Here is a 20770-nt window from a genome sequence, read left to right as displayed (position 1 = left end):
GGGCCCCCGCTTAACGCCTGGTGTCTTGAAAGGGTCCCTTCCTAACCGGCGGCGGTGTCCCGGACGGCCTGGGCGAACACCTCGGAGCGGTGCTCGAAGTTGCGGAACCGGCCGTAGCTGGGCGCCGCTGGCGACAGCAGCACCACCCCGCCGGGCGGGGTCACCTCGCGGGACAGCCGGACCGCGTCGACCAGGTCGTCGACCGTCTCGGTACGCACCTTCGGCAGCCCGTCCAGCGCCGCCACGATCCGGGGCCCGCTGTCGGGAATGCCGATGACGGTGATCTCGCGTTCCGCGAGGTGCTCCGCCAACGGGGTGTAGTCCAGCCCCCGGTCGGTGCCGCCGACGATCACCGTCAACGGCCGGCCCTCGTACGCGTCGATGGCGTGCATGGCCGCGTACGGGCTGGTGGCGAGGGTGTCGTCGACGAAGGTGAGACCGGACGGGTCGGCCATCTCGGTGAGCCGGTGCGCGAGCCCCTGGAACCCGGCCACCGCCACGGCGAGGGTGTCCTTGCGGGCGACCACGTCCACGCCGAGGGCGTCGAGCACGGCGAGTGCCACGCAGAGGTTGCCCTCGTTGTGCCGGCCGACCAGCGGCAGCACCGCGCGGGCGAACAGCGGCTGGTCCCCGAGGTGGAACCAGGGTGTGCCGTCTCCGCCGGTGGCCACGTGCGCGGTGTCCGGAGTGCCCGCGCGGACCGCCGGCCGGTCGCCCAGTTCGGCGGCGAGCCGCGGGTCGGCGCCGTTGACCACGACCGTCTCCGGCCCGTGCGCGAGGAGGTTCAGCTTGTCCCGGTAGTACTCCCGCTCACCGCCGTGCGCGTCCAGGTGCTCCGGGAAGAGGGCGGTGACCACCGCGACCCGGGGCGAGTCGGTCAGGTCACTGCACTGGTAGCTGGACAGCTCCAGCACGTACAGCTCGGCCTCCGGCAGGTCCAGCGTCGGCACCCCGATGTTGCCGCCGAAGACGTTGGGCCGGTCCACCGCCGCCAGCAGGTGGCTGATCAGGCTGGACGTGGTGCTCTTGCCCTTGCTGCCGGTCACGCCGACGGTGCGGGCGGCGTGGTCGGCCATCCAGAGGGCGGTGCCCTGGGTGACGGTCGCACCCCGCTGCCGCAGCTCCACCAGCCAGGGGTGGGTGTTCGGCACGCCGGGCGAGCGGACCACCACGTCGGCGGCGAGCAGCCGCCCGAAGCCCTCCTCACCGGTGACCAGGGGAGCCGCCTCGGCGAGGGGTCCCTCCCACGGCAGGCTGAGGAAGTTGGCGCTGTCGTCGACCGCGACCAGGCCGGCCGGGCCGTGCGCGGCGATCGCGGTCACCGCGGCCCGGCCCTCCCGGCCGGCCCCCCAGACGGCGACGGTACGTCCGCGCAGGTCAGACAGGCGCACAGGTGATCTCCTCCAGGTCGGCCGGTCGGGACGGTCGCTGTCCGGCGCACTCGGGCACGGCGGACGAACCAGGGCCTAGTATGGCGTGTGCCCTACGAGCAGCTCCGGCGGATGGACGCCTTCACCTTCCCGTCCTACTCGATCGACCTCTCCACCGGGGAGGTGTTGTTCGACTACGCCCTCAGCGGCCCCGACGGCGAGCAACGTTTCACCGAGGTGGTCACGCTTCCGCTGCCGGAGGAGCCGCCGTCGGACGAGACGGTGGCGACCCTGGGCCGAGTCCTGGAGCTGCTGCACGTGGTCGCCGGGGTCAGCTACTACAAGACCGCCGCACCCGGCCGGCTGGTGCTGCCGGCGCCGCTGGGCGCGGCCGCCGCCGAGCTGGTCACCGCCGTCTACACCAAGGGCCTGGCGGAGTACGCGTACCGCAACAAGCTGCCGCACGTGCTGCTGCTGACGCCGGAGGTGCCGGCCGGCACCGTCTCCGCCGCCCGGGTGTACGACAACTCCGACCTGCGCCCCCTGTCCGCCGTCGGGGGTGGCAAGGACTCGATCGTCAGCCTGGAGGCGCTGCGGCGGGCGGGCTTCGATCCGGTGCCCTTCTCGGTCAACCCCAACCACGTGATCGTCTCGGTCAACGAGGCGTCCGGCCTGACGCCCCTGGCGGCCCGGCGGCGGATCGACCCGGTGCTGTTCGAGCTGAACGCGGCCGGGGCCCGAAACGGGCACATCCCGGTGACCGCGATCAACTCGCTGATCGCCGTCGCCACCGCCGTCCTGCACGGGCTGGGGCCGGTGGTTATGTCCAACGAGCGCTCCGCGTCCGACCCGAACCTGGTGTGGAACGGTCACGAGATCAACCACCAGTGGTCCAAGGGCGTCGAGGCCGAGGGGCTGCTGCGGGCGGCGCTGGCCGAGCACGCCGGGCTCACCGAGCCGTACTTCTCCCTGCTGCGGTCCCTGTCCGAGCTGCACATCGCCCGGCTGTTCGCCGCGATCGACCGCTACGACGACGTGGTGACCAGCTGCAACGCGGCCTTCAAGCTGCGCGACGCCAGCGAGCGCTGGTGCCGCGACTGCCCCAAGTGCCGGTTCGTCTTCCTGGCCATGGCGCCGTTCATGCCCCGGGAGCGGATCACCCACATCTTCGGTGGTGACCTGCTCGCCGACGACACGCAGATCCCCGGCTACCGGGAGCTGCTCGGCGTGGACGGCCACAAGCCGTTCGAGTGCGTCGGCGAGGTCGAGGAGTCGGTGGTGGCGTTGAGCCTGCTCGCCCAGCAGGCGCAGTGGCGGGACACCCCGGTCGTCCGCGCCCTGGTCGACGCCGTACCCGACACCGCCTGGCAGGCCGCCACGACGAGCGACGTCTTCACCCCCGGCGGCCCCAACCACGTCCCCCCGCCCTACGCCAAGGCCCTCGAAGCCCTGACCTGACCCCCACCCCCCACCCCCACCCCAAGATCCGCGCAGTTTCCCGGAAACAGTGGTTGTTCACGGCGAGATAGCCACTGTTTCGGGGAAAGTGCGCACTCAGTGGGGTCCCGTCAGGGGGTGCGGATGGCGTCGAGGGCTTCCAGGGCCACGTGCAGGGAGAGGCAGGCCTCGACGGAGTCCAGGTCGACGTCGAGGATGCGGGCGATCCGGGCCAACCGTTCGTAGAAGGCCGGTCGGGACAGGTGGGCGGCGGCGGCCGCCGCGGACTTGTTCCGGCCGGCGACCAGGTACGCCCGCAGGGTGCCGAGCAGCTGCTCGCGGGGGTGCTGCGCGTCGTACGCCAGCAGGGCTCCCAGCTCGCGCTCGACGAACGTCTGCACCCGCGGCTCGTCCCGCAGCAGGTGCAGCAGGCCGGTGAGCCCGACGTGCGGCAACCGGAAGATCGGCAGGTCCCGGCGGTCGCGTCGGGCGGCGTCGGCGATCTGCCGTGCCTCGACCAGCGAGCGGCGTGCCTCCCGCAGGCTGCCGACCCCCGACCCGGCGGCGATGATCACCGCGCCGGTGGCAGCCACCCGCCCGCGGGGGCGGGGCACCGGGTGGGCCGGGTCGGCCTGCCGGGGTGCCGAGGCGTCGGGCCGGCCCCGCCGGAGCGCAGCGGCGAACGCGGCCAGCGCGCGCTCCTCGGCGGCCGGCTCGGGCAGGGCCAGCAGCGCGCCGACGGCCTGGTCGTCGATGGCACTGGTCAGCGCGGTCAGTTTCGCCTCCCGCAGCGCCTGACCGACCGCCTCGGCCAGGTCGCGCAGCCGCGCCGGCGCGGCCTCCGGGTCCGGTTCACCCGTCGGCGCCCCGTCGTCGGTCCGGTGCCGGACCACCACTCCGACGAGGTGCCGGCGGTCCAGCACCACCCCGAGCGCCTTGGCCCGCAGTGCCACCTCGTCCACCGGCCGCGAGTGGTCGAGCAGCGCGGTGAGCAGGGTGCGGTGGATCTGCCGTTCCAGGCCCTCGGCGTCGCGGCGGATGAGCCGGCCCAGCGCGAGCGTCGACGCGGCCCGTTCCACGAGGATGGTGAGCCGGGTCGGCGGTACCGCGGTGGCCCGACCGGACGCGGCGGGGGCCGGGGCGGCCGGGTCGCGCCCGTCCGGGCCACCGCCGGTCCGCTCCCCGGCGGGCGCAGTGGTCAGGTCGCCGCCGCCGGGCCAGCGCAGCAGCAGCCGCCCCCAGTCCTGGCCACGTGCCCCGACCGTGGTCACCAGCCAGCCGCTGTCGGCGTCGTACGCCGTCCGTCCGGCCGGCCGGATCCGCCGCGAGTGCTGCTCCCACCCGTCGAGCAGCAGTTCGGCGCTCTCCCCCGCCGGGTCGTACGCGAGCACCTGCCGGGACAGGTTCTCCAGCACCACCGGGCAGCCGGACAGCTCGGCCGCCTGCCGGACCACCTCGCCCGGGCCGGCGCCCTCCACCGACAGCTCGGTGAAGCGCTGGTGGATCTCCTCGGTGGCCCGCAGCTCGGTCAGCTGCGCGTCGACGATCAGCGCGTGCACGGCCTCGGTGATCCGTACGAACGGGGTGGCCCGCCGCAGCTCCACCAGCGGCAGCCCACGCCGCTCGGCGGCGGCGGCCATCACCCGGGGCACCCCGCTGAGGTACCTGCGGCCCAGCTCGACGACCAGGCCGGAGACGCCGACGTCGGCCAGATCGCCGATGAAGGCGCGCAATCCGGCGTCGTCGGCGGGCAACCCGATGCCGGTGGTGAGCACCAGTTCGCCGCCGCCGAGGAGCGTGGCGATGTCGGGCACCTCGGTCACGTGCACCCAGCGGACCGGCGCGTCCAGGCCGCCGTCACCGGCGACCAGGCGCGGAGCGCCGTGGCGGACCGGGTCCAACGCGAGGACTTCACGCACGGTAGGGAACACGGCCGACACGTTACCGTCCGTGACCTCGCCGCGCGATCGGCCGGTCGGTGGCCCGGTCAGTTCGACCTTCGCAGGCGGAGGCGTCGCTCAGTCGACGCCGAACTCCATCGCCGCGCGGTCGAGTGCCTCGTCGTAGCCGGAGGAGATGCCACGGGAGGCGATGGCCTCCGCGCCGCCCTGGGGCATCGCACCGATCAGCCCGGTCGAGGCCGCCTGCGCGGCGCCCACCATCCGCTGGGGAGTCGCGCCGCCGACCATGCCGAGGGTGGCGTACTGCTCCAGCTTCGCCCGGGAGTCGGCGATGTCCAGGTTGCGCATGGTGAGCTGGCCGATCCGGTCCGACGGACCGAACGCCGAGTCCTCCGTACGCTCCATCGACAGCTTGTCGGGGTGGTAGCTGAACGCCGGGCCGGTGGTGTCCAGGATCGAGTAGTCCTCGCCCCGGCGCAGCCGCAGCGTCACCTCGCCGGTGACCGCCGTGCCGACCCAGCGCTGCAACGACTCGCGCAGCATCAGCGCCTGCGGGTCCAGCCAGCGCCCCTCGTACATCAGCCGACCGAGGCGGCGACCCTCGCTGTGGTAGTTCGCCAGGGTGTCCTCGTTGTGGATGGCGTTGACCAGCCGCTCGTACGCGGCGTGCAGCAGCGCCATGCCGGGCGCCTCGTAGATGCCCCGGCTCTTGGCCTCGATGATCCGGTTCTCGATCTGGTCCGACATGCCCAGGCCGTGCCGGCCGCCGATGGCGTTGGCCTCCAGCACCAGGTCGACGGAGCTGCCGAACTCCTTACCGTTGATCGTCACCGGGCGACCCTGGTCGAAGCCGATCGTGACATCCTCGGTCGGGATCTCCACCGACGGGTCCCAGAACCGCACTCCCATGATCGGGTTGACGGTCTCGATGCCGGTGTCGAGGTGCTCCAGGATCTTCGCCTCGTGCGTGGCGCCCCAGATGTTGGCGTCGGTGGAGTACGCCTTCTCGGTGCTGTCCCGGTACGGCAGGCCGCGTTCGAGCAGCCACTCCGACATCTCCCTACGCCCACCCAGCTCGGTGACGAAGTCGGTGTCGAGCCACGGCTTGTAGATGCGCAGCTGCGGGTTGGCCAGCAGGCCGTACCGGTAGAACCGCTCGATGTCGTTGCCCTTGAAGGTCGAGCCGTCGCCCCAGATCTGGACGTCGTCGGAGATCATCGCCCGCACCAGCAGGGTGCCAGTCACCGCCCGGCCCAGTGGGGTGGTGTTGAAGTACGCCCGCCCGCCCGAGCGGATGTGGAAGGCCCCGCAGGTCAGCGCCGCCAGGCCCTCCTCGACGAGGGCGGCGCGGCAGTCGACCAGTCGGGCGACCTCGGCGCCGTAGCTGAGCGCGCGGCCGGGCACCGAGGCGATGTCGGGCTCGTCGTACTGGCCGATGTCGGCGGTGTAGGCGCAGGGCACGGCGCCCTTTTCGCGCATCCACGCGACCGCGACAGAGGTGTCGAGGCCGCCGGAGAAGGCGATGCCGACACGTTCACCGATGGGCAGGGAGGTGAGAACCTTGGACACAAGGAAGATTATGCACCAGGTCGCATGGTCATGCAATCAGGAGTGTCCGAATGGCGGGTCGTCGCGACCCAGTTCCCAGAAAGCCACCGCCGCGGCGGCGGCCACGTTCAACGAGTCCACCCCGCGCCGCATCGGGATGACCACCCGTACGTCGCTGGCCGACTGCGCCGCGGCGGTCAGGCCGGGGCCCTCGGCCCCGAGGAGCAGCGCCGCCCGCTCGCGCTGCGCCGGCGTCAACCGCTGCATCGGTACGGCATCCGGAGCCGGCGTCATGGCGAGCACGGTGAAGCCCGCGGCCCGCACCTCGTCCAGCCCCTCCGGCCAGCGGTCGAGCTTGGCGTACGGAACCGCGAAGACCTCTCCCATGCTGACCCGTACGCTGCGCCGGTACAGCGGGTCCGCGCAGGACGGGGAGAGCAGCACCCCGTCCACGCCCAGCGCCGCCGCGCCGCGGAACACCGCGCCGAGATTGGTGTGGTTGTTGATGTCCTCCAGGACCACCACCCGCCGGGCGGCGGCCAGCACCTCGACGGCGGTCGGCAGCGGCTTGCGCCGGAACGAGGCGAGCACCCCACGGTGCACGTGGAACCCGGTCGCCCGTTGCAGCACGTCCGGGGTGGCCGCGTAGACCGGCGCGTCCCCGACGTCCAGGTCGGCGAGCTGGTCGACCCGCTTGGCGTCCACCAGGTACGACCGGGCCGGGTAGCCGGCGCGCAGCGCGCGACGCAGCACCAGCTCCCCCTCGGCGATGAACAGGCCGTGCGGTGGCTCCCAGCGGGTACGCAGCTCGACGTCGGTCAGCGCGCGGTAGTCGGCGATCCGGTCGTCGTCGGGGTCGGTGATCTCGTGGACGGGCACCGTGCGATTCTGCCCGAGCCGCAGGTCGAGCCCGCGCTTGCGGGGTCCCGCTATCGTCCCCTGACGTGCCCCGTCCCGTGATCGTCGCCCTCGTCGGCATCGACGGCATCGACATGACCACGCAGGCTCGAGCGCTGGCCGACCGGCTGACCGCCGGCGGCACGCCGGCCCGGTACTTCGAGAACGCGGGCGGCCGGCCGCTGTGGAACCGGCTCGCGCACGCGCTGGGCCGCCACGACGGGCCGGCGCTGTTCGGGCGTACCGGCCATGTGGCACTGGAGGCGACGGTGCGGTGGCTGGCCATCGCCCGGTCGGTGCTCTGGTCGCGGGTGTCCGGCCGGGTGGCGGTGATGGACCGGTGGTCCTGGTGTCAGTACGTGGTGATGGACGTCCGGCGCGACCGCGGCCGGGCGCTGGCCCGCGCCGCGTACGCCGTCTTCCCGTGCCCGGACGTGGTCGTCTACCTGGCGGTCACCCCGGCGCTGGCGCAGCAGCGGGTGCTGGAGCGCGGGTACGACACCGAGGAGCTGGCTACCTGGCGGCACTGGACGAGGGGTACCGGTCGCTGCCGGAGTTCGGCTCGTTCGTGGTCGTCGACGCCGACACCGACGCCGCGGCGGTGCGGGCCGCCCTCGACGCGGTGCTCGCCCCCACCCTGCGCGGTGTTAAGAAGGGCCCCCTGTACAACGCGAGGCGTTAAGAAGGGGCCCTTCCTTACACCTCAGCCGCGGCGGTCGAGCCAGCGGCGCAGGTCGGCGAGGGGGTCGTCCTCCTCGATGGGCGGCTGCGGGCGGCGCTCCGGCTCGCGGCGCTCCACCGGGCGGCGCGGCTCGCCGACCAGGTCCCGGCTGGGCACACCGAACGCCTGCTCCGGCTGGCCGTCGACCGCCGTGGCGATCACCCGGGCGACCGCGTCGATCACCCGGGCCTGCACGGCGCCGCCGACGGAGTCGGTCGAGTCGTCCGGGTTGGCCGCGATGCCGGCCACCGCGACCTGCGGGGTGAAACCGACGAAGCTCTCCGTGCCGTTCCTCTCGGAGCTGCCCGTCTTGCCGGCCACCGGGCGGCCGTCCAGGATCCGGTTCACCGACGTGGCGGTGCCGCCGTTGCACTGGCCGAACGCCGACTGCTGGCCGACCGGGCAGCGGGCCGCGTCGGTGGCGGCGCGGGCGACGTCGGCGTCGAGGACCCGCTCGCAGGACGGCTCGCCCACCGGCACCCGCGCGCCGTCGGCGGCGGTGACCGACACGACCGGCAGCGGCGTGCAGTACGTGCCCTCGGCGGCCACCGTCGCGTACGCGTTGGCCAGGTCCAGCGGGGTGGTGGTGGCCACCCCGAGGGTGAACGAACCCCAGTTCTCGGCGTTGTCCGCGGCGAAGGCGGCATCGGCGTCGGCCCGGAAGGTGATGCCGAGGCGCTGCGCCATCTCGACCACCTTCTCCGGCCCGACCTGCTCGGCCAGCCACACGAAGTACGTGTTCACCGAGCGGCCGAAGCCGTCCCACATCATCCGGTAGCCGTCCATCCACTCCGGGTTGGCGTTGACCGGGCACCAGCGCCCGTCGCAGCTGCCCTCGCCCTCGGCCGCGTACCGGGTGGGCAGCCGGCCGGGGGCGTCGAAGCCGGTCGCGAGCGGCTTGCCGGCCTCCAGGGCGGCGAGCATGGTGAACAGCTTGAACGTGGAGCCGGCCTGGTAGCCGTCCACGCCGTCACCGCCGGAGATCAGCGGGTTGACCGTGTTCGGGTGGTTGGTCTGCCCGGCCGGGTTCGGCTCCAGGCTGTACTTCCGGTTGACGGCCATGGCGAGGACCCGGCCGGTGCCCGGCTCCACGGCGGCGATCGGCAGGGCGCGGGCGTTGTCGTAGGAGTACACGCTGGTGGCCTGCTTCTGCGCGGTCGCCTGGACCTGCGGGTCCAGCGACGTGACCACGGTGTAGCCGCCCCGGCGCAGCGCCTGCTCCCGCTCCTCGGCGGTGGCGCCGAACGCCGGCTGGGTCAGCCACCAGCTGCGCAGGTAGTCGCAGAAGAAGCCCCAGTCGTCGTGACCGGACGCGACGGCCGTGCAGCCGTTGGGCTGCGGGGTGGGCTTCAGGGTGAGCTTCTCGGTCCGGGCCGCCGCCGCCTGTTCGGCGCTGATCGCCCCGGTCTCGACCATCGCGTCGAGGACGTACGCCCGGCGGTCCAGCGCCGCCTGCCGGTCACCGTCGATCGGGCTGTACGCCTCCGGCGACTGCACCAGACCGGCGAGCAGGGCCGACTCGGCGAGGGTGAGCTGGGCCGGGGCCTTGCCGAAGTAGCGCTGGCTGGCCGCCGCGATCCCGTACGCGCCGGACCCGAAGTACGCGATGTTCAGGTACCGGTTGAGGATCTCGTCCTTGCCGAGGCGCTGCTCCAGCGCGGTCGCGTACCGGATCTCCTGGACCTTGCGCCCGATGGTCTGCTCGGTGGCCGCGGCGCGCTCCTCGGCGGTGCGTCCCGGGTCGGTCTTGAGCACGTTGCGGACGTACTGCATGGTCAGGGTCGAGCCGCCCTGCGCGGTCTCCCCACCGCGCACGTTGGCGACCAGTGCCCGGGCCAGGCCGCGCAGGTCCGCGCCGCCGTGGCCGTGGAACCGCCGGTCCTCAGCCGCCACGATCGCCTGCCGCATCACCGGGGCGATGTCCTCCAGCGGCACGTCGGTGCGGTTCACGTCGTAGAAGGTCGTGATCAGCGTCCTGCCGTCGTTCGCGTAGAGGTAGGAGCGCTGGGGCGTGGCCGGGGTACGCAGCGCCTCGGGCAGTGCGGCGTATCCGCCGAGCGCCGCCCGCGCGGTGAACCCGAGCAGCAGGTTGCCCGGCAGCGCGGCGACCGCGAGGACGAGCCCGGCGAGGACGCCGGCGAGCAGCACGGTGAACAGCCGCGACAGCGGCGTACGGAGGGCCATGGTCCCCAAGGATTGCCGCGAAAGCCGCCAACCGACCACCCCTGACGGTGACTGTCAGCAACTTCACGGCCCCCACCAGCCCTTCACCCCGGCCCGGGCTGTCGATCAAGAGGTTTGCGTCAGGATCGGCGCCGTGGTTGACGCAAACTCCTTGATCACCTGGGTGACGGGCGGCGATCGGGGGTGGCGGCGAGGCTGGCGGCGGTCGCGTCGCGGATGATGTCGCCGGGGATCAGGCGGCCGGAGCGGTAACCGATACCGATACCGGCGATCAGGACGAAGATCGCGCCGAAGGTCTGCAACGACCCGACCAGCGCGCCGGCCAGGCCGAGCAGCGGAGCGGCGATCATGAGCATGGTGCCGTCGCCCATGCTGAACATGCCGGAGCGGGCCACCGCCCACCCGGTCAGCAGCCATCCCACGCTGTAGAAGCCGGCACCCACCAGGACGAGCATCCGGGCGGTGGTGCCGAAGACCGACGTCTGCTCCGCCAGGCCGGCGAACGGGAGCATGAGCACCGTTCCGGCGATGCTGGCCAGCAGGCCGGCGACCGCCGACCAGCGGCTACGGGTCGCGGCCAGCAACCCGGTCAGCGCCAGCAGGGCGAGCAGGCCCAGCCAGACCGCCGCCACCCAGGCGATCAGGTAGATCGGGCGACCGTCGGCCGGGTACGGGTCGGTCGCCACGCCGCCGTCGCTGGCCCTCGCCACGACGCCGTAGAGGACGGCGTACGTGGGCAGCAGCCAGACCGCCCCCCGGGCGAGCCGGCGCAGCGACCAGGCCCAGCTCGCGTTGGTGGCCGGCACGGGCGGCCCCGGCTCACCGATGAACGGCAGCACCCCGAACCCACCGCCGGTACGCCGCGTCCCGATCGGTCCGGCGGGGTCGTGCGCCCCGACCGGGGTAGCGGACCGTGCCCGCTTCGCCGGCTCCCTCATGCCTCACCTCGCCCGTCCCACGGGCGGCGCGAGACGCGCCGAGGCGCCCCGATGCCTGGTCACCGCCCGTCCTAGGACCGATGGTGGCAGGCGTCGGAGCGCCTCATGAGTAGTTCTCGCGTTTAGGTCAGCCTCGTTCGCGCTGGTCGGCCGGGTCGGCCAGCAGGCTCGCCGGGGAGACCGGCTCCGGCGCCGGCAGCCCCTGCGGGGTCTTCCCGCCGCTGGCCTGCGCCTCGGCCACGCGTACCTCGTCGTGGATCTCCTGCGCGGCTGCCGCCGCCGCCTGCGCGGCCTCGGCCGCCTCGCGCTCGACCTGGCTCGCATGGTCGGCCGCCTCCGGCGCGGGGACGTCCCCCACCATCTGGCTCAGGCCACCGAGGGCGCCGCCCATGCCCTCCAGGGCCTTGGTCAGCTCGGCCGGGACGATCCAGACCTTGTTGGCACTGCCCTGGGCGATCTGGGGCAGTGCCTGCAGGTACTGGTAGGCGAGCACCTTCTGGCTCGGGTTCGCCTGGTGGATCGCGTCGAAGACCGTGCGGATCGCCTTCGCCTGACCCTCGGCCTGGAGGATCCGGGCCTGCCGGTCACCGTCGGCCCGCAGGACCGCGGACTGCTTCTCACCCTCGGCGGTGAGGATCTGCGACTGCTTGTGCCCCTCGGCGGTGAGGATCGCCGCCCGGCGGTCCCGCTCGGCGCGCATCTGCTTCTCCATCGAGTCGCGGATGCTGGCCGGCGGCTCGATCGCCTTGATCTCGACCCGGGTGACCTTGATGCCCCACCGGCCGGTGGTCTCGTCCAGGACGCCGGAGAGGTGCCGGTTGATCTCCTCGCGGCTGGTCAGTGCCCGCTCCAGATCGAGCGAGCCGATCACGTTGCGCAGCGTCGTGACGGTGAGCTGCTCGATCGCCTGGAGGAAGTTCGAGATCTCGTAGGTCGCCCGGACCGCGTCGACCACCTTGAAGTAGAGGACCGTGTCGATCGAGACCACCAGGTTGTCCGAGGTGATCACCGGCTGCGGCGGGAAGCTGACCACCTGCTCCCGCATGTCGACCTTGGTACGCACCGCGTCGATGAACGGAACCAGGAGGTTCAGGCCCGGGTTCAGGGTGCGCTTGTACTTGCCGAGCCGCTCGACGACGTCCTGACGCTGCTGCGGCACGATCCGCACCGCCTTGGCCAGGGTGATCACCGCGATCAGCGCCACGGCTATCAGCAGGACCGGGAGAACGATTTCCATGTGCTCACCTTTTCGCTTCGGGTAGGTCCCCGGAAGGAGAAATGTCGTCCCGCCACACGAGCGCGGTGGCCCCTCGCACCTGGACCACCTGCACCCGTTCGCCGGGGGCGAAGGACTGGGTCGCGTCGTACGCGCGCGCCTGCCACAACTCGCCGTCGATCTTGACCAGACCGTGGTCGGTGCCGACCGACTCCAGGACCAGCGCCGTGCTGCCCTCGATCGCCTCCACACCGAACGGCTGCTCGCCGCTCTCCACCGCCGACCGGCGGTGCCGGCGCAGCGTCGGGCGTGCACCCAGCACGGTCAGCGCCGACACGATCGCGAAGACGATCGCCTGGATCCCGACCGGCGCGCCGAGCGCCGCGGCACCGGCGGCGGCGAACGCGCCGACGGCGAACATGAGCAGGAACAACGTCATCGTGAAGATCTCGGCGACCGCCAACAGAGCACCCAGAACGATCCACCACACCGCATCCACACCTCGATCGTGACATGCCGATGCACCTGTCATCGAATTGTCATGATCAGTAGGCTCGGGCCACGCCGTCAGGAGGAGACACCGTGCCCTTGCTGCCCGAAACCACCCACCGGATCGACGACCTCGTCGCCCGGGCACAGGCCGCCGGCCGTACGCCGTCGCTGGTGCTGGGCGTCGTCCGGGACGGCACGCTGACGCACCTCGCCACCGCCGGGGACCACCCCCGCCCGTACGGCGACCTCCAGTACCGGCTCGGCTCGATCAGCAAGACCATGACCGCGACGCTGGTCATGCAGGAACGGGACGCCGGCCACCTGTCCCTGGACGATCCCCTCGACGCGCACCTGCCCGGCACCGGCGTCGGCGCCCTGACCATCCGCCAGCTGCTCGGGCACGCCAGCGGGCTCCAGCGGGAGCCCGGCGGCGACTGGTGGGAGCGGGCCGAGGGCGTGGAGCTGGCCACCCTGCTCACCGGCGTGGGCCCGGAGAAGATCGCGTACCCGCCGCACCGGGCGTACCACTACTCGAACCTGGCGTACGGGCTGCTCGGCGGGGTGCTGGAACGGATCACCGGCACGCCCTGGGCCGAGCTGCTGACCGAGCGCCTGCTCGTCCCGCTGGGCCTGCGGCGCACCACGTACGCGGCCACCGAGCCCTTCGCCCGCGGCTACGTCGTCCATCCGTGGCACGAGACGCTGCGGGAGGAGCCCCGGACCGACACCGGGGCGATGGCCCCGGCCGGGCAGCTGTGGTCGACGATCGAGGACCTGGGCCGGTGGGCGGCCTTCCTCGCCGACCCCGCCCCGCAGGTGCTGGCGGCGGAGACGCTGGCCGAGATGTGCGCCCCGGTGGTCATCAGCGACCTGGACACCTGGTCCGGCGGACACGGCCTGGGGCTGGAGCTCTACCGCGAGGGCGAGCGCGTGTACGTCGGCCACGGCGGCTCGATGCCCGGCTACGTGGCCGCCCTGACCGTGCACCGGCCCTCGCGCACCGCGGTGGTCGCCTTCGCCAACGCGTACGGCTTCCGGGTCGGACACATCGGCGGGCTGAGCCGGGAGGTGCTGACCATGGTGCTGGACACCGAGCCGACGGCGGTCACGCCGTGGCGGCCGGCGACCGCGCCGCCACCGGCGGACCTGGTCGACCTGACCGGCCGGTGGTGGTGGATGGGGACGTCCCTCGACCTGGTCTGGGACCGGGCCACCGGCGAACTGGTGGCGCACGTACGGGGTGAACGGGTGAGCCGCTTCGTCCCGAACGGGCCGGACCGCTGGCGCGGTCGAACCGGCCCGGAGAACGGGGAGATCCTCACGGTGCTGCGCGACCCGGCCGGCACGGTGGTCGCGCTGGACATCGCGACGTTCGTGTTCACCCGCACCCCCGACCAGGAGCCCTGACCGGGGGCGGCGTCAGCCCTGCGGCTCGGTGACGAAGTCGATCAGGCGTTCCATCGCGTTGATCAGCGGGGTCTCCACGTCGGCGAAGCTGTCGACCCGGGACAGGATGTGCCGCCACATGTCGGCGGGCGCGGCGACGCCGAGCGCGGCGCACACCCCCTCCTTCCACGGCCGGCCCGGTGGCACCACGGGCCACGCCGGGATACCCAGCGCCGACGGCTTCACCGCCTGCCACACGTCGACGTACGGGTGCCCGGTGATCAGCACGTGCGGCGAGGTCACCCGCGCCACGATCCGACTCTCCTTCGAGCCGGGCACCAGGTGGTCGACGAGCACGCCCAGCCGCCGCGTCGGGCCGGGCCCGAACCCGCGCACCTCCGCGTCGAGGGCGTCGATGCCGTCCAGCGGCTCCACCACCACGCCCTCGATGCGCAGGTCATCGCCCCAGATGCGCTCGACCAGCGCGGCGTCGTGGACGCCCTCGACCCAGATCCGGCTGGCCTTGGCCACCTGGGCGCGAACGCCGTCCACCGCGATCGAGCCGGACGCCGTACGCCGGCGGGCGGCGGGCACCGGGGTGCGGCTCGGGCGGCGCAGGGTGACCGGCCGACCGTCGAGCAGGAACGCCGCCGGCAGCAGCGGGAAGTTGCGCCGCCGCCCGTGCCGGTCCTCCAGCACCACCGCACCGGACTCGAAGCCGACCACCGCGCCGCAGAACCCCGAGTCGACGTCCTCGACCACCAGGTCCGGCTCCGCGTCCACCTCCGGGGTGACCTTCCGCCGTCGCCAGTCGCCCGCCAGCACGTCGTCCGCGTATCGCCCCGCCATGTCGATCACGCTAACCCCGTCCCCGTCACACCGCACCCAGCGCCACGCCGAGGACCGGCGCCGGCCGTCCCCGGTCGGCCCGGACATCGACCGGTGACCGGTCCTCCGAGGACACGCGGGTGCGAAACGGGCAGGCGACGCCGACGGAGCGGCAGTCGAGACAGGGGCGGCGGTGACCACGTACCCTTTCGGCATGTCCACCCCCGCAGCGGGCGCGGCGACGATCACGCCGCGCCGGTCGAGCCGGTTCGTTGCCTGGGTACGCGCGTGGCGCGCCGGGTTGGTGCCCTTCGACGAGGTCGCCGACGCCATCGCCGGCGACGAGGAGCACCTGGTCGCCGACGCGCCCGGCACCTGGACCGACGTACCGCTGCCGCAGGCGCTGCCCACCCTGGCCCGGCTCTCGCCGGACGAGATCCGCCTGGTGCTGCCCGCGCCAGGCGATCCGCGCGGGTTGCCCGGCCCCGGTGACTTCGCCGGCGCGGCGCTGCTCGCCGGTGAGGCCGTGGTCGCCGGCGGCCTCGGCCTGATCCCCGAGGTCCGCACCCACGTCTCCGGCTCCGGGGACGCCTTCGAGACCGTGCTGTGGCGGTTCTACCCGCTGCCCCCGGACGCCCCCGCGGCCTCCCGCATGCTGCCCGGCGCGGCTGAGGCCGAGGCGGAGCTGGCGGCGGCTCTCGCCGAGACCACTGCCGCGCTGACCCGGCTCGACGTCGCCCAGTGGCGACCGGAGCTGGCCGGGGCGCTGGAGGCGCTGCGCCGGCCCGACGGGGCGACCGACCTGCCGCCCGGGTTCGACCCGCGCGCCCGCCGGCTCTTCGCCCGGGCCGCCGTGCTCGACCGGGTGCTCGCGCTGGCCGGGCACGCCGCACCGGGCGGCGCTGTCAACAACTACGAGGCCCAGCAGCGGGACGCGGCCCTGCGCCCGCTGACCACCGCCTGCCGCCAGGCCCTCGTCGCCGCCTGCAACGCCCCCCTGCGCCCGTAGGGCGTGGGTCAGAGCTGGTCGATCTCGGTCAGGTCGAGGTCCACCTCGAACGGCAGCTTCACCGACAGCCGGTCGTGGTAGATGCCGGTCAGGGCGTACGCGTGGGTGGCGGGGTCCAGTTCGTAGGCGTACAGGACGATCGCGCCTCCGGAGCCGTCCTCCACTCGCCAGAAGTGCCGGATGCCGGCCTTGGCGTACAGCTGCGGCTTCCGCTCCCGGTCACGCTCTTCGGAGTCCGGTGAAACGACCTCGACCACCAGCTCCACCGCGTCCGGCGGGTACCACGTCTGGTCCGGCCCGGTCTCCGCGCTGGCCCGCACCACCAACAGATCCGGCTCCGGTCGCTGGCGGGGGCCGAGCGTCACCGACATCTCCCGTCGCACCCGCAGATGCTTCGGGGCCGTTCGCCGAAGTCCGTGCACCAGCAGATCCACAGCAAGGGAGTGGAAGGCCTTCTGCGGACTCACGAAGACGAGACTCGCGTCGATGAGCTCGGTGTGTGGCGGCAGGTCCGGGAGTCGATCCAGGTCCTCGGCGGTGTAGCCGCCGGGCGGTGGCTTCGGCCACTCGAACACCGGTTGAGCACTCATCCACACCCTCCCGCTGTCGGCCTACGGATCAGCCTAACCGCACGGTCGGCGAATCTCGTGCGCGGCGCTCTTGAGCGGTCAGGCACCGTACCAGGTGGTTGTGGTTCTGTGCGGCGAGTAGCGGCGCGGGCGCAGCGGATCGACATGGTGGTGCGCCGACCGGGACGGCGGCCGGTCAGATCTCGTCGATCAGGTCGGCGACCGAGTCGACTATCCGCGACGGCCGGTACGGGTAGCGCTCCGCCTCGGCGCGGCTGCTGATGCCGGTGAGGACCAGGATCGTCTCCAGGCCCGCCTCCAGCCCGCAGAGGATGTCGGTGTCCATCCGGTCGCCGATCATCGCCGTCGTCTCCGAGTGCGCGTTGATCGTGTTGAGCGCCGAGCGCATCATCATCGGGTTCGGCTTGCCGACGAAGTACGGCTCGACCCCGGTCGCCTTGGAGATCATCGCGGCGACCGAGCCGGCCGCGGGCAGGGCGCCCTCCACCGACGGCCCCGTCACGTCCGGGTTGGTGCAGATGAACCGGGCCCCGTCGTTGATCAGCCGGACGGCCTTGGTGATCGCCTCGAAGCTGTAGGTGCGGGTCTCCCCCAGCACCACGTAGTCCGGCGCGAAGTCGGTCAGCACGTACCCGACCGCGTGCAGCGCCGTGGTCAGCCCCGCCTCCCCGATGACGTACGCGGTACCGCCCGGCCGCTGGTCGGCCAGGAACTGGGCGGTGGCCAGGGCCGAGGACCAGATGGCCGTCTCCGGCACGTCCAGCCCCATCCGGGCCAGCCGGGCCTGGAGGTCCCGCGGCGTGTAGATGGAGTTGTTCGTCAGCACCAGGAAGGGCTTGCCGGAGGTACGCAGCCGGGACACGAACTCCGGCGCTCCGGGCACGGGCTGGCCCTCGTGAACGAGAACGCCGTCCATGTCGGTCAGCCAGCTCTCGACGGGCTTGCGGTCAAGCATGTGTCGTCCCAGGGGGGTGTCGGGGTGGCGGTCAGGAGGCGCGACGCGCCGGCACGCAGCAGACCGTGGGGCAGGTGTCCCACAGCGGCAGCTCGCCGAGGCGGCGGCGCAGGGCCACGCCGTCCGGGTCGATCCGTTCCCGGACCAGCTCCCGGACCATCGTGACGAAACGCGGGTCGGTGCCCGGCGTACCGGCCCGGACGAAGTCCAGGCCGAGCTGCTTGGCGGTGTCCAGCGCCTCGGTGTCCAGGTCCCACACCACCTCGAGATGGTCGGAGACGAAGCCGATCGGGCTGACCACGACGCTGGTGACGCCCTGCGCGGCGAGCGCGGCGAGGTGGTCGTTGACGTCCGGCTCCAGCCACGGCACCTGCGGCGGGCCGGACCGGCTCTGCCAGACCAGGTCGTACGGCAGGTCGGGGGCGGACGCGGCGTGCACCAGCCGGGCTGTCTCGGCGAGCTGTGCCGTGTACCGGTTGCCGTGCGGGCCGGCGTTGGCGTCCATCGAGTTGGGGATCGAGTGGGCGGTGAAGACCAGCCGGGTGGTGGACCGCTTCGCCGGGTCGAGCTGCGCGAGCGCGGCCCGCACCGCGTCGGCGTGCGGCTCGACGAAGCCCGGGTGGTCCCAGAACTGGCGCAGCTTCTCGATCATCGGGGCGTCGGCGCCGACGGCGGCGCGGGCGGCGGCGATGTCCTCCTGGTACTGCCGGCAGGACGAGTAGCCGCCGAACGCGCTGGTCACGAACGCCAGGGCGTGCCGTACGCCGTCGTCGCGCATCTGCGCCACGGTGTCGGCGAGCATCGGGTGCCAGTTCCGGTTGCCCCAGTAGACCGGCAGGTCGATGCCGTTGGCGGCGAAGTCCTCCCGGATCGCGGCCAGCAGCTCGCGGCACTGCTGGTTGATCGGGGAGACGCCACCGAAGTGCTGGTAGTGCTCCGCGACCTCCTCCAGCCGCTCCGGAGGCACGCCCCGGCCCCGGGTCACGTTCTGCAGGAAGGGCATCACGTCCTCGGGCCGTTCGGGCCCGCCGAAGGAAACCAGCACCACCGCGTCGTACGCCATGGTCCCATTCTCGCCCCCGCCGCTCGCGGCGCGACGACGCCCCCTGCTTCCGGCTGTTAAGAGGGGCCCCTTCCTCTACCTGAGGCGTTAACAGGGGGCCCCTCCTTTCACCTCAGGCGCCGATGGCGTGGTACCCGCCGTCGACGTGGACGATCTCGCCGGTGGTCGCCGGGAACCAGTCCGACAGGAGCGCCAGGCAGGCCCGCGCGGCCGGCTCCTGGTCGGTCAGGTTCCAGCCCAGCGGGGCCCGTTCGGTCCAGGCGTCCTCGAACTGGTCGAAGCCGGGGATCGACTTGGCGGCGATGGTGCGCAGCGGCCCGGCGGCGACCAGGTTGCTGCGGATGCCCTGCTTGCCCAGGTGCAGCGCGAGGTAGCGGGACGCGGACTCCAGGCCGGCCTTGGCCACGCCCATCCAGTCGTAGACCGGCCACGCCTTCGTGGCGTCGAAGGTCAGCCCGACCACCGCGCCACCGGGGGACATCAGCGGCAGGGCCGCCATGGCCAGGGAGGTGTAGGAGTACGTCGAGACCTGCAGGGCGGTGGCGACGTCCGACCAGGGGGCGTCGAGGAAGCCGCCGCCCAGGCAGCTCTGCGGGGCGAAGCCGATGGAGTGGACCACGCCGTCGAGGCCGTCGGCGTGCTCGCGGACCTTGTCGGCCAGCCCGGCCAGCTGCTCCGCGTTGGTCACGTCCAGCTCGATCACCGGAGCGGGCTCGGGCAGCCGCTTGGCGATCCGCTCGACCAGGGAGAGCCGGCCGTAGCCGGTGAGCACGACCTGCGCGCCGTTCTCCTGGGCGAGCTTCGCCACCGAGAAGGCGATCGAGGCGTCGGTGATGACGCCGGTGACCAGCAGCCGCTTACCGGCGAGCAGTCCTGACATGTGTTGACCTTCCTCCGTGCTTGCTCAGTGACCCATGCCCAGGCCGCCGTCGACCGGGATGACCGCGCCCGACACGTATCCGGCGCTGTCCCCGGCGAGCCAGGTGACCACCCCGGCCACCTCGTCCGGGGTGGCGAACCGGCCGGCGGGGATGGCCTTGCGGTACTCCGCCCTGCGGTCCTCGGGCAGCGCGGCGGTCATGTCGGTGTCGATGAAGCCGGGCGCGACCACGTTGGCGGTGATGTTGCGCGAGCCCAGCTCCCGGGTGATCGAGCGGGCCACACCGACCAGCCCCGCCTTGCTGGCGGCGTAGTTGACCTGACCCGGGCCACCGTAGAGGCCGACCACCGACGAGATGAAGACCATCCGGCCCCACTTCGCGCGGAGCATCCTGGCCGACGCCCGCTTAGCGCAGCGGAACGAGCCGGTGAGGTTGGTGTCCAGCACCCGGGTGAACTGCTCCTCGCTCATCCGCATGAGCAGCGTGTCGTCGGTGATGCCGGCATTGGCGACCAGCACCTCGACCGGCCCCAGCTCCGCCTCGACGGCGGTGAAGGCGGCGTCGACCGACTCCTGGTCGGTCACGTCGCAGCGCACCCCGAACAACCCCTCGGGCGCGTCACCGCTGCGGTGGGTCACCGCCACCCGGTCGCCCTGCTTGGCGAAGGCCTGCGCGATGGCCAGGCCGATTCCCCGGTTGCCCCCGGTCACCAGCACGGTACGGGCCACGGCTCCCCCTCTGCTCAGCTGATCTCGCGTCGCGTCGGAGCCTAGGCGTTACCGGTAGGTAAGCGCTAACGGCCGATCGGGGCGGGCCCCGGCCGCCGTCGACCGGCGTCCGTCGCCGGCCGCCGGTCCCGGACTCGGCCGACCGGTCGGCCGAGTCCGGGGGCAGGCATCGGCGGGTGTACGATGATCCGCGTTTGCGGGCCTTCGGTGCCCGCGTTCCGGGCCCCGCCGACCGCAGGAGGTGATCGCTGTGCGAGATAGCGATCCTCCCAGTCGTGGCCGGGCCGTCCGTCAGTCCCGCTGAGCCACGACTCAGCAGGTGAGCTGACCCGACTCCGCTCCCGCCGCACCGCCCGCCCGTCCGGCCACCCGGCCGGGCCGGCCCGTGTGTGCCATCCGGAGCAGCCCGGTCACGACTTCGTGTGCGCGTCCTGATCAGCCCCTGCGGCCCGCCCACCCCGCCCGGCGGACCGTCCAGTCGCCACCCGGAGCCGTCCATGAGCCGCTACGTCGCCCCGCTGGGCTTCACCCTCGCCGCCGTCTGGGTGGCCGTGCTGTTCGTCCTGGCCGGCGGCGGTCACTGACCACCGCCGGCCCGCCAGCCGACCCCGCCGCACGCGGGGTCG

At 72.9% G+C, this 20770-nt stretch carries 19 protein-coding genes; 5 read left to right on the top strand and 14 right to left on the bottom strand.

Annotated elements, in window-relative coordinates:
- Positions 1-41: 41 nt before the first annotated feature.
- The gene (gene murD, locus ACTMSW_RS24315; RefSeq protein ID WP_441182993.1) at positions 42-1391 is read right to left on the bottom strand and encodes a UDP-N-acetylmuramoyl-L-alanine--D-glutamate ligase; all 1350 of its coding nucleotides are present in this window, start codon (positions 1389-1391) and stop codon (positions 42-44) included.
- 87 nt (positions 1392-1478) lie between these two features.
- On the opposite strand from murD, the gene ACTMSW_RS24310 reads away from it, so the two are divergent.
- Entirely contained in the window at positions 1479-2828 is a 1350-nt protein-coding gene (locus ACTMSW_RS24310) for a hypothetical protein (RefSeq protein WP_441182992.1), read from the top strand.
- A 110-nt stretch (positions 2829-2938) separates the two neighbouring features.
- Here the strand turns inward: ACTMSW_RS24310 and ACTMSW_RS24305 are convergent, their stop codons facing one another.
- The 3 genes from ACTMSW_RS24305 to ACTMSW_RS24295 form a co-directional block, all read right to left on the bottom strand.
- Complete coding sequence (locus ACTMSW_RS24305) at positions 2939-4747, bottom strand: PucR family transcriptional regulator (protein ID WP_441182991.1); 1809 nt, start codon at positions 4745-4747, stop codon at positions 2939-2941.
- Positions 4748-4825: 78 nt separating this feature from the next.
- Positions 4826-6277, bottom strand: a complete 1452-nt coding sequence (argG, locus tag ACTMSW_RS24300; protein ID WP_441182990.1) for an argininosuccinate synthase — start codon at positions 6275-6277, stop codon at positions 4826-4828.
- 36 nt (positions 6278-6313) lie between these two features.
- Entirely contained in the window at positions 6314-7189 is an 876-nt protein-coding gene (locus ACTMSW_RS24295) for a TrmH family RNA methyltransferase (protein ID WP_441183121.1), read from the bottom strand.
- Between the two features lie 388 nt (positions 7190-7577).
- Here ACTMSW_RS24295 and ACTMSW_RS24290 point away from each other — a divergent pair, with 388 nt between their 5' ends.
- On the top strand, positions 7578-7835 hold the full coding sequence (locus ACTMSW_RS24290) for a hypothetical protein (RefSeq protein WP_441182989.1): 258 nt from the start codon (positions 7578-7580) through the stop codon (positions 7833-7835).
- A gap of 21 nt (positions 7836-7856) precedes the next feature.
- Here ACTMSW_RS24290 and ACTMSW_RS24285 read toward each other — a convergent pair whose 3' ends face one another.
- The 4 genes from ACTMSW_RS24285 to ACTMSW_RS24270 all read right to left on the bottom strand — a co-directional run bounded on the left by ACTMSW_RS24285 (position 7857) and on the right by ACTMSW_RS24270 (position 12711).
- Positions 7857-10058 carry a transglycosylase domain-containing protein gene (locus ACTMSW_RS24285; RefSeq protein ID WP_441182988.1) on the bottom strand — a complete coding sequence of 734 codons (2202 nt, stop codon included), beginning with the start codon at positions 10056-10058 and terminating at the stop codon, positions 7857-7859.
- 155 nt (positions 10059-10213) lie between these two features.
- Positions 10214-10996, bottom strand: a complete 783-nt coding sequence (locus ACTMSW_RS24280) for a hypothetical protein (RefSeq protein ID WP_441182987.1) — start codon at positions 10994-10996, stop codon at positions 10214-10216.
- A gap of 127 nt (positions 10997-11123) precedes the next feature.
- Positions 11124-12233, bottom strand: coding sequence for an SPFH domain-containing protein (locus ACTMSW_RS24275; protein ID WP_441182986.1), 1110 nt, complete (start codon positions 12231-12233; stop codon positions 11124-11126).
- Positions 12234-12237: 4 nt separating this feature from the next.
- Positions 12238-12711: an NfeD family protein gene (locus ACTMSW_RS24270; protein ID WP_441182985.1), complete on the bottom strand. Its 474-nt coding sequence runs from the start codon at positions 12709-12711 to the stop codon at positions 12238-12240.
- 83 nt (positions 12712-12794) lie between these two features.
- On the opposite strand from ACTMSW_RS24270, the gene ACTMSW_RS24265 reads away from it, so the two are divergent.
- Positions 12795-14111 carry a serine hydrolase domain-containing protein gene (locus ACTMSW_RS24265; protein WP_441182984.1) on the top strand — a complete coding sequence of 439 codons (1317 nt, stop codon included), beginning with the start codon at positions 12795-12797 and terminating at the stop codon, positions 14109-14111.
- 12 nt (positions 14112-14123) lie between these two features.
- Here ACTMSW_RS24265 and ACTMSW_RS24260 read toward each other — a convergent pair whose 3' ends face one another.
- Positions 14124-14939, bottom strand: a complete 816-nt coding sequence (locus ACTMSW_RS24260) for a DUF3097 domain-containing protein (protein ID WP_441182983.1) — start codon at positions 14937-14939, stop codon at positions 14124-14126.
- A gap of 193 nt (positions 14940-15132) precedes the next feature.
- On the opposite strand from ACTMSW_RS24260, the gene ACTMSW_RS24255 reads away from it, so the two are divergent.
- Positions 15133-15927: a hypothetical protein gene (locus tag ACTMSW_RS24255; protein WP_441182982.1), complete on the top strand. Its 795-nt coding sequence runs from the start codon at positions 15133-15135 to the stop codon at positions 15925-15927.
- 8 nt (positions 15928-15935) lie between these two features.
- On the opposite strand, the gene ACTMSW_RS24250 is transcribed toward ACTMSW_RS24255, so the two are convergent.
- The 5 genes from ACTMSW_RS24250 to fabG form a co-directional block, all read right to left on the bottom strand.
- On the bottom strand, positions 15936-16517 hold the full coding sequence (locus ACTMSW_RS24250; RefSeq protein ID WP_441182981.1) for a Uma2 family endonuclease: 582 nt from the start codon (positions 16515-16517) through the stop codon (positions 15936-15938).
- A gap of 175 nt (positions 16518-16692) precedes the next feature.
- The gene (locus ACTMSW_RS24245) at positions 16693-17472 is read right to left on the bottom strand and encodes an HAD-IIA family hydrolase (protein ID WP_441182980.1); all 780 of its coding nucleotides are present in this window, start codon (positions 17470-17472) and stop codon (positions 16693-16695) included.
- Positions 17473-17503: 31 nt separating this feature from the next.
- Entirely contained in the window at positions 17504-18535 is a 1032-nt protein-coding gene (locus tag ACTMSW_RS24240; RefSeq protein WP_441182979.1) for a ferrochelatase, read from the bottom strand.
- 112 nt (positions 18536-18647) lie between these two features.
- The gene (gene fabI / locus ACTMSW_RS24235; RefSeq protein WP_441182978.1) at positions 18648-19415 is read right to left on the bottom strand and encodes an enoyl-ACP reductase FabI; all 768 of its coding nucleotides are present in this window, start codon (positions 19413-19415) and stop codon (positions 18648-18650) included.
- Positions 19416-19439: 24 nt separating this feature from the next.
- Positions 19440-20144, bottom strand: coding sequence for a 3-oxoacyl-ACP reductase FabG (fabG, locus tag ACTMSW_RS24230; RefSeq protein ID WP_441182977.1), 705 nt, complete (start codon positions 20142-20144; stop codon positions 19440-19442).
- A gap of 422 nt (positions 20145-20566) precedes the next feature.
- Between fabG and ACTMSW_RS24225 the strand changes: the two genes are divergently transcribed.
- On the top strand, positions 20567-20728 hold the full coding sequence (locus ACTMSW_RS24225; protein ID WP_357037833.1) for a hypothetical protein: 162 nt from the start codon (positions 20567-20569) through the stop codon (positions 20726-20728).
- Positions 20729-20770: the final 42 nt, after the last annotated feature.

Origin of the sequence: Micromonospora sp. BQ11, from assembly GCF_052068135.1 — a bacterium.
Taxonomy (GTDB): Bacteria; Actinomycetota; Actinomycetes; order Mycobacteriales; family Micromonosporaceae; genus Micromonospora.
Note: the sequence above shows the minus strand (reverse complement) of the source record. Positions and strands in the feature narration are given on the sequence as shown.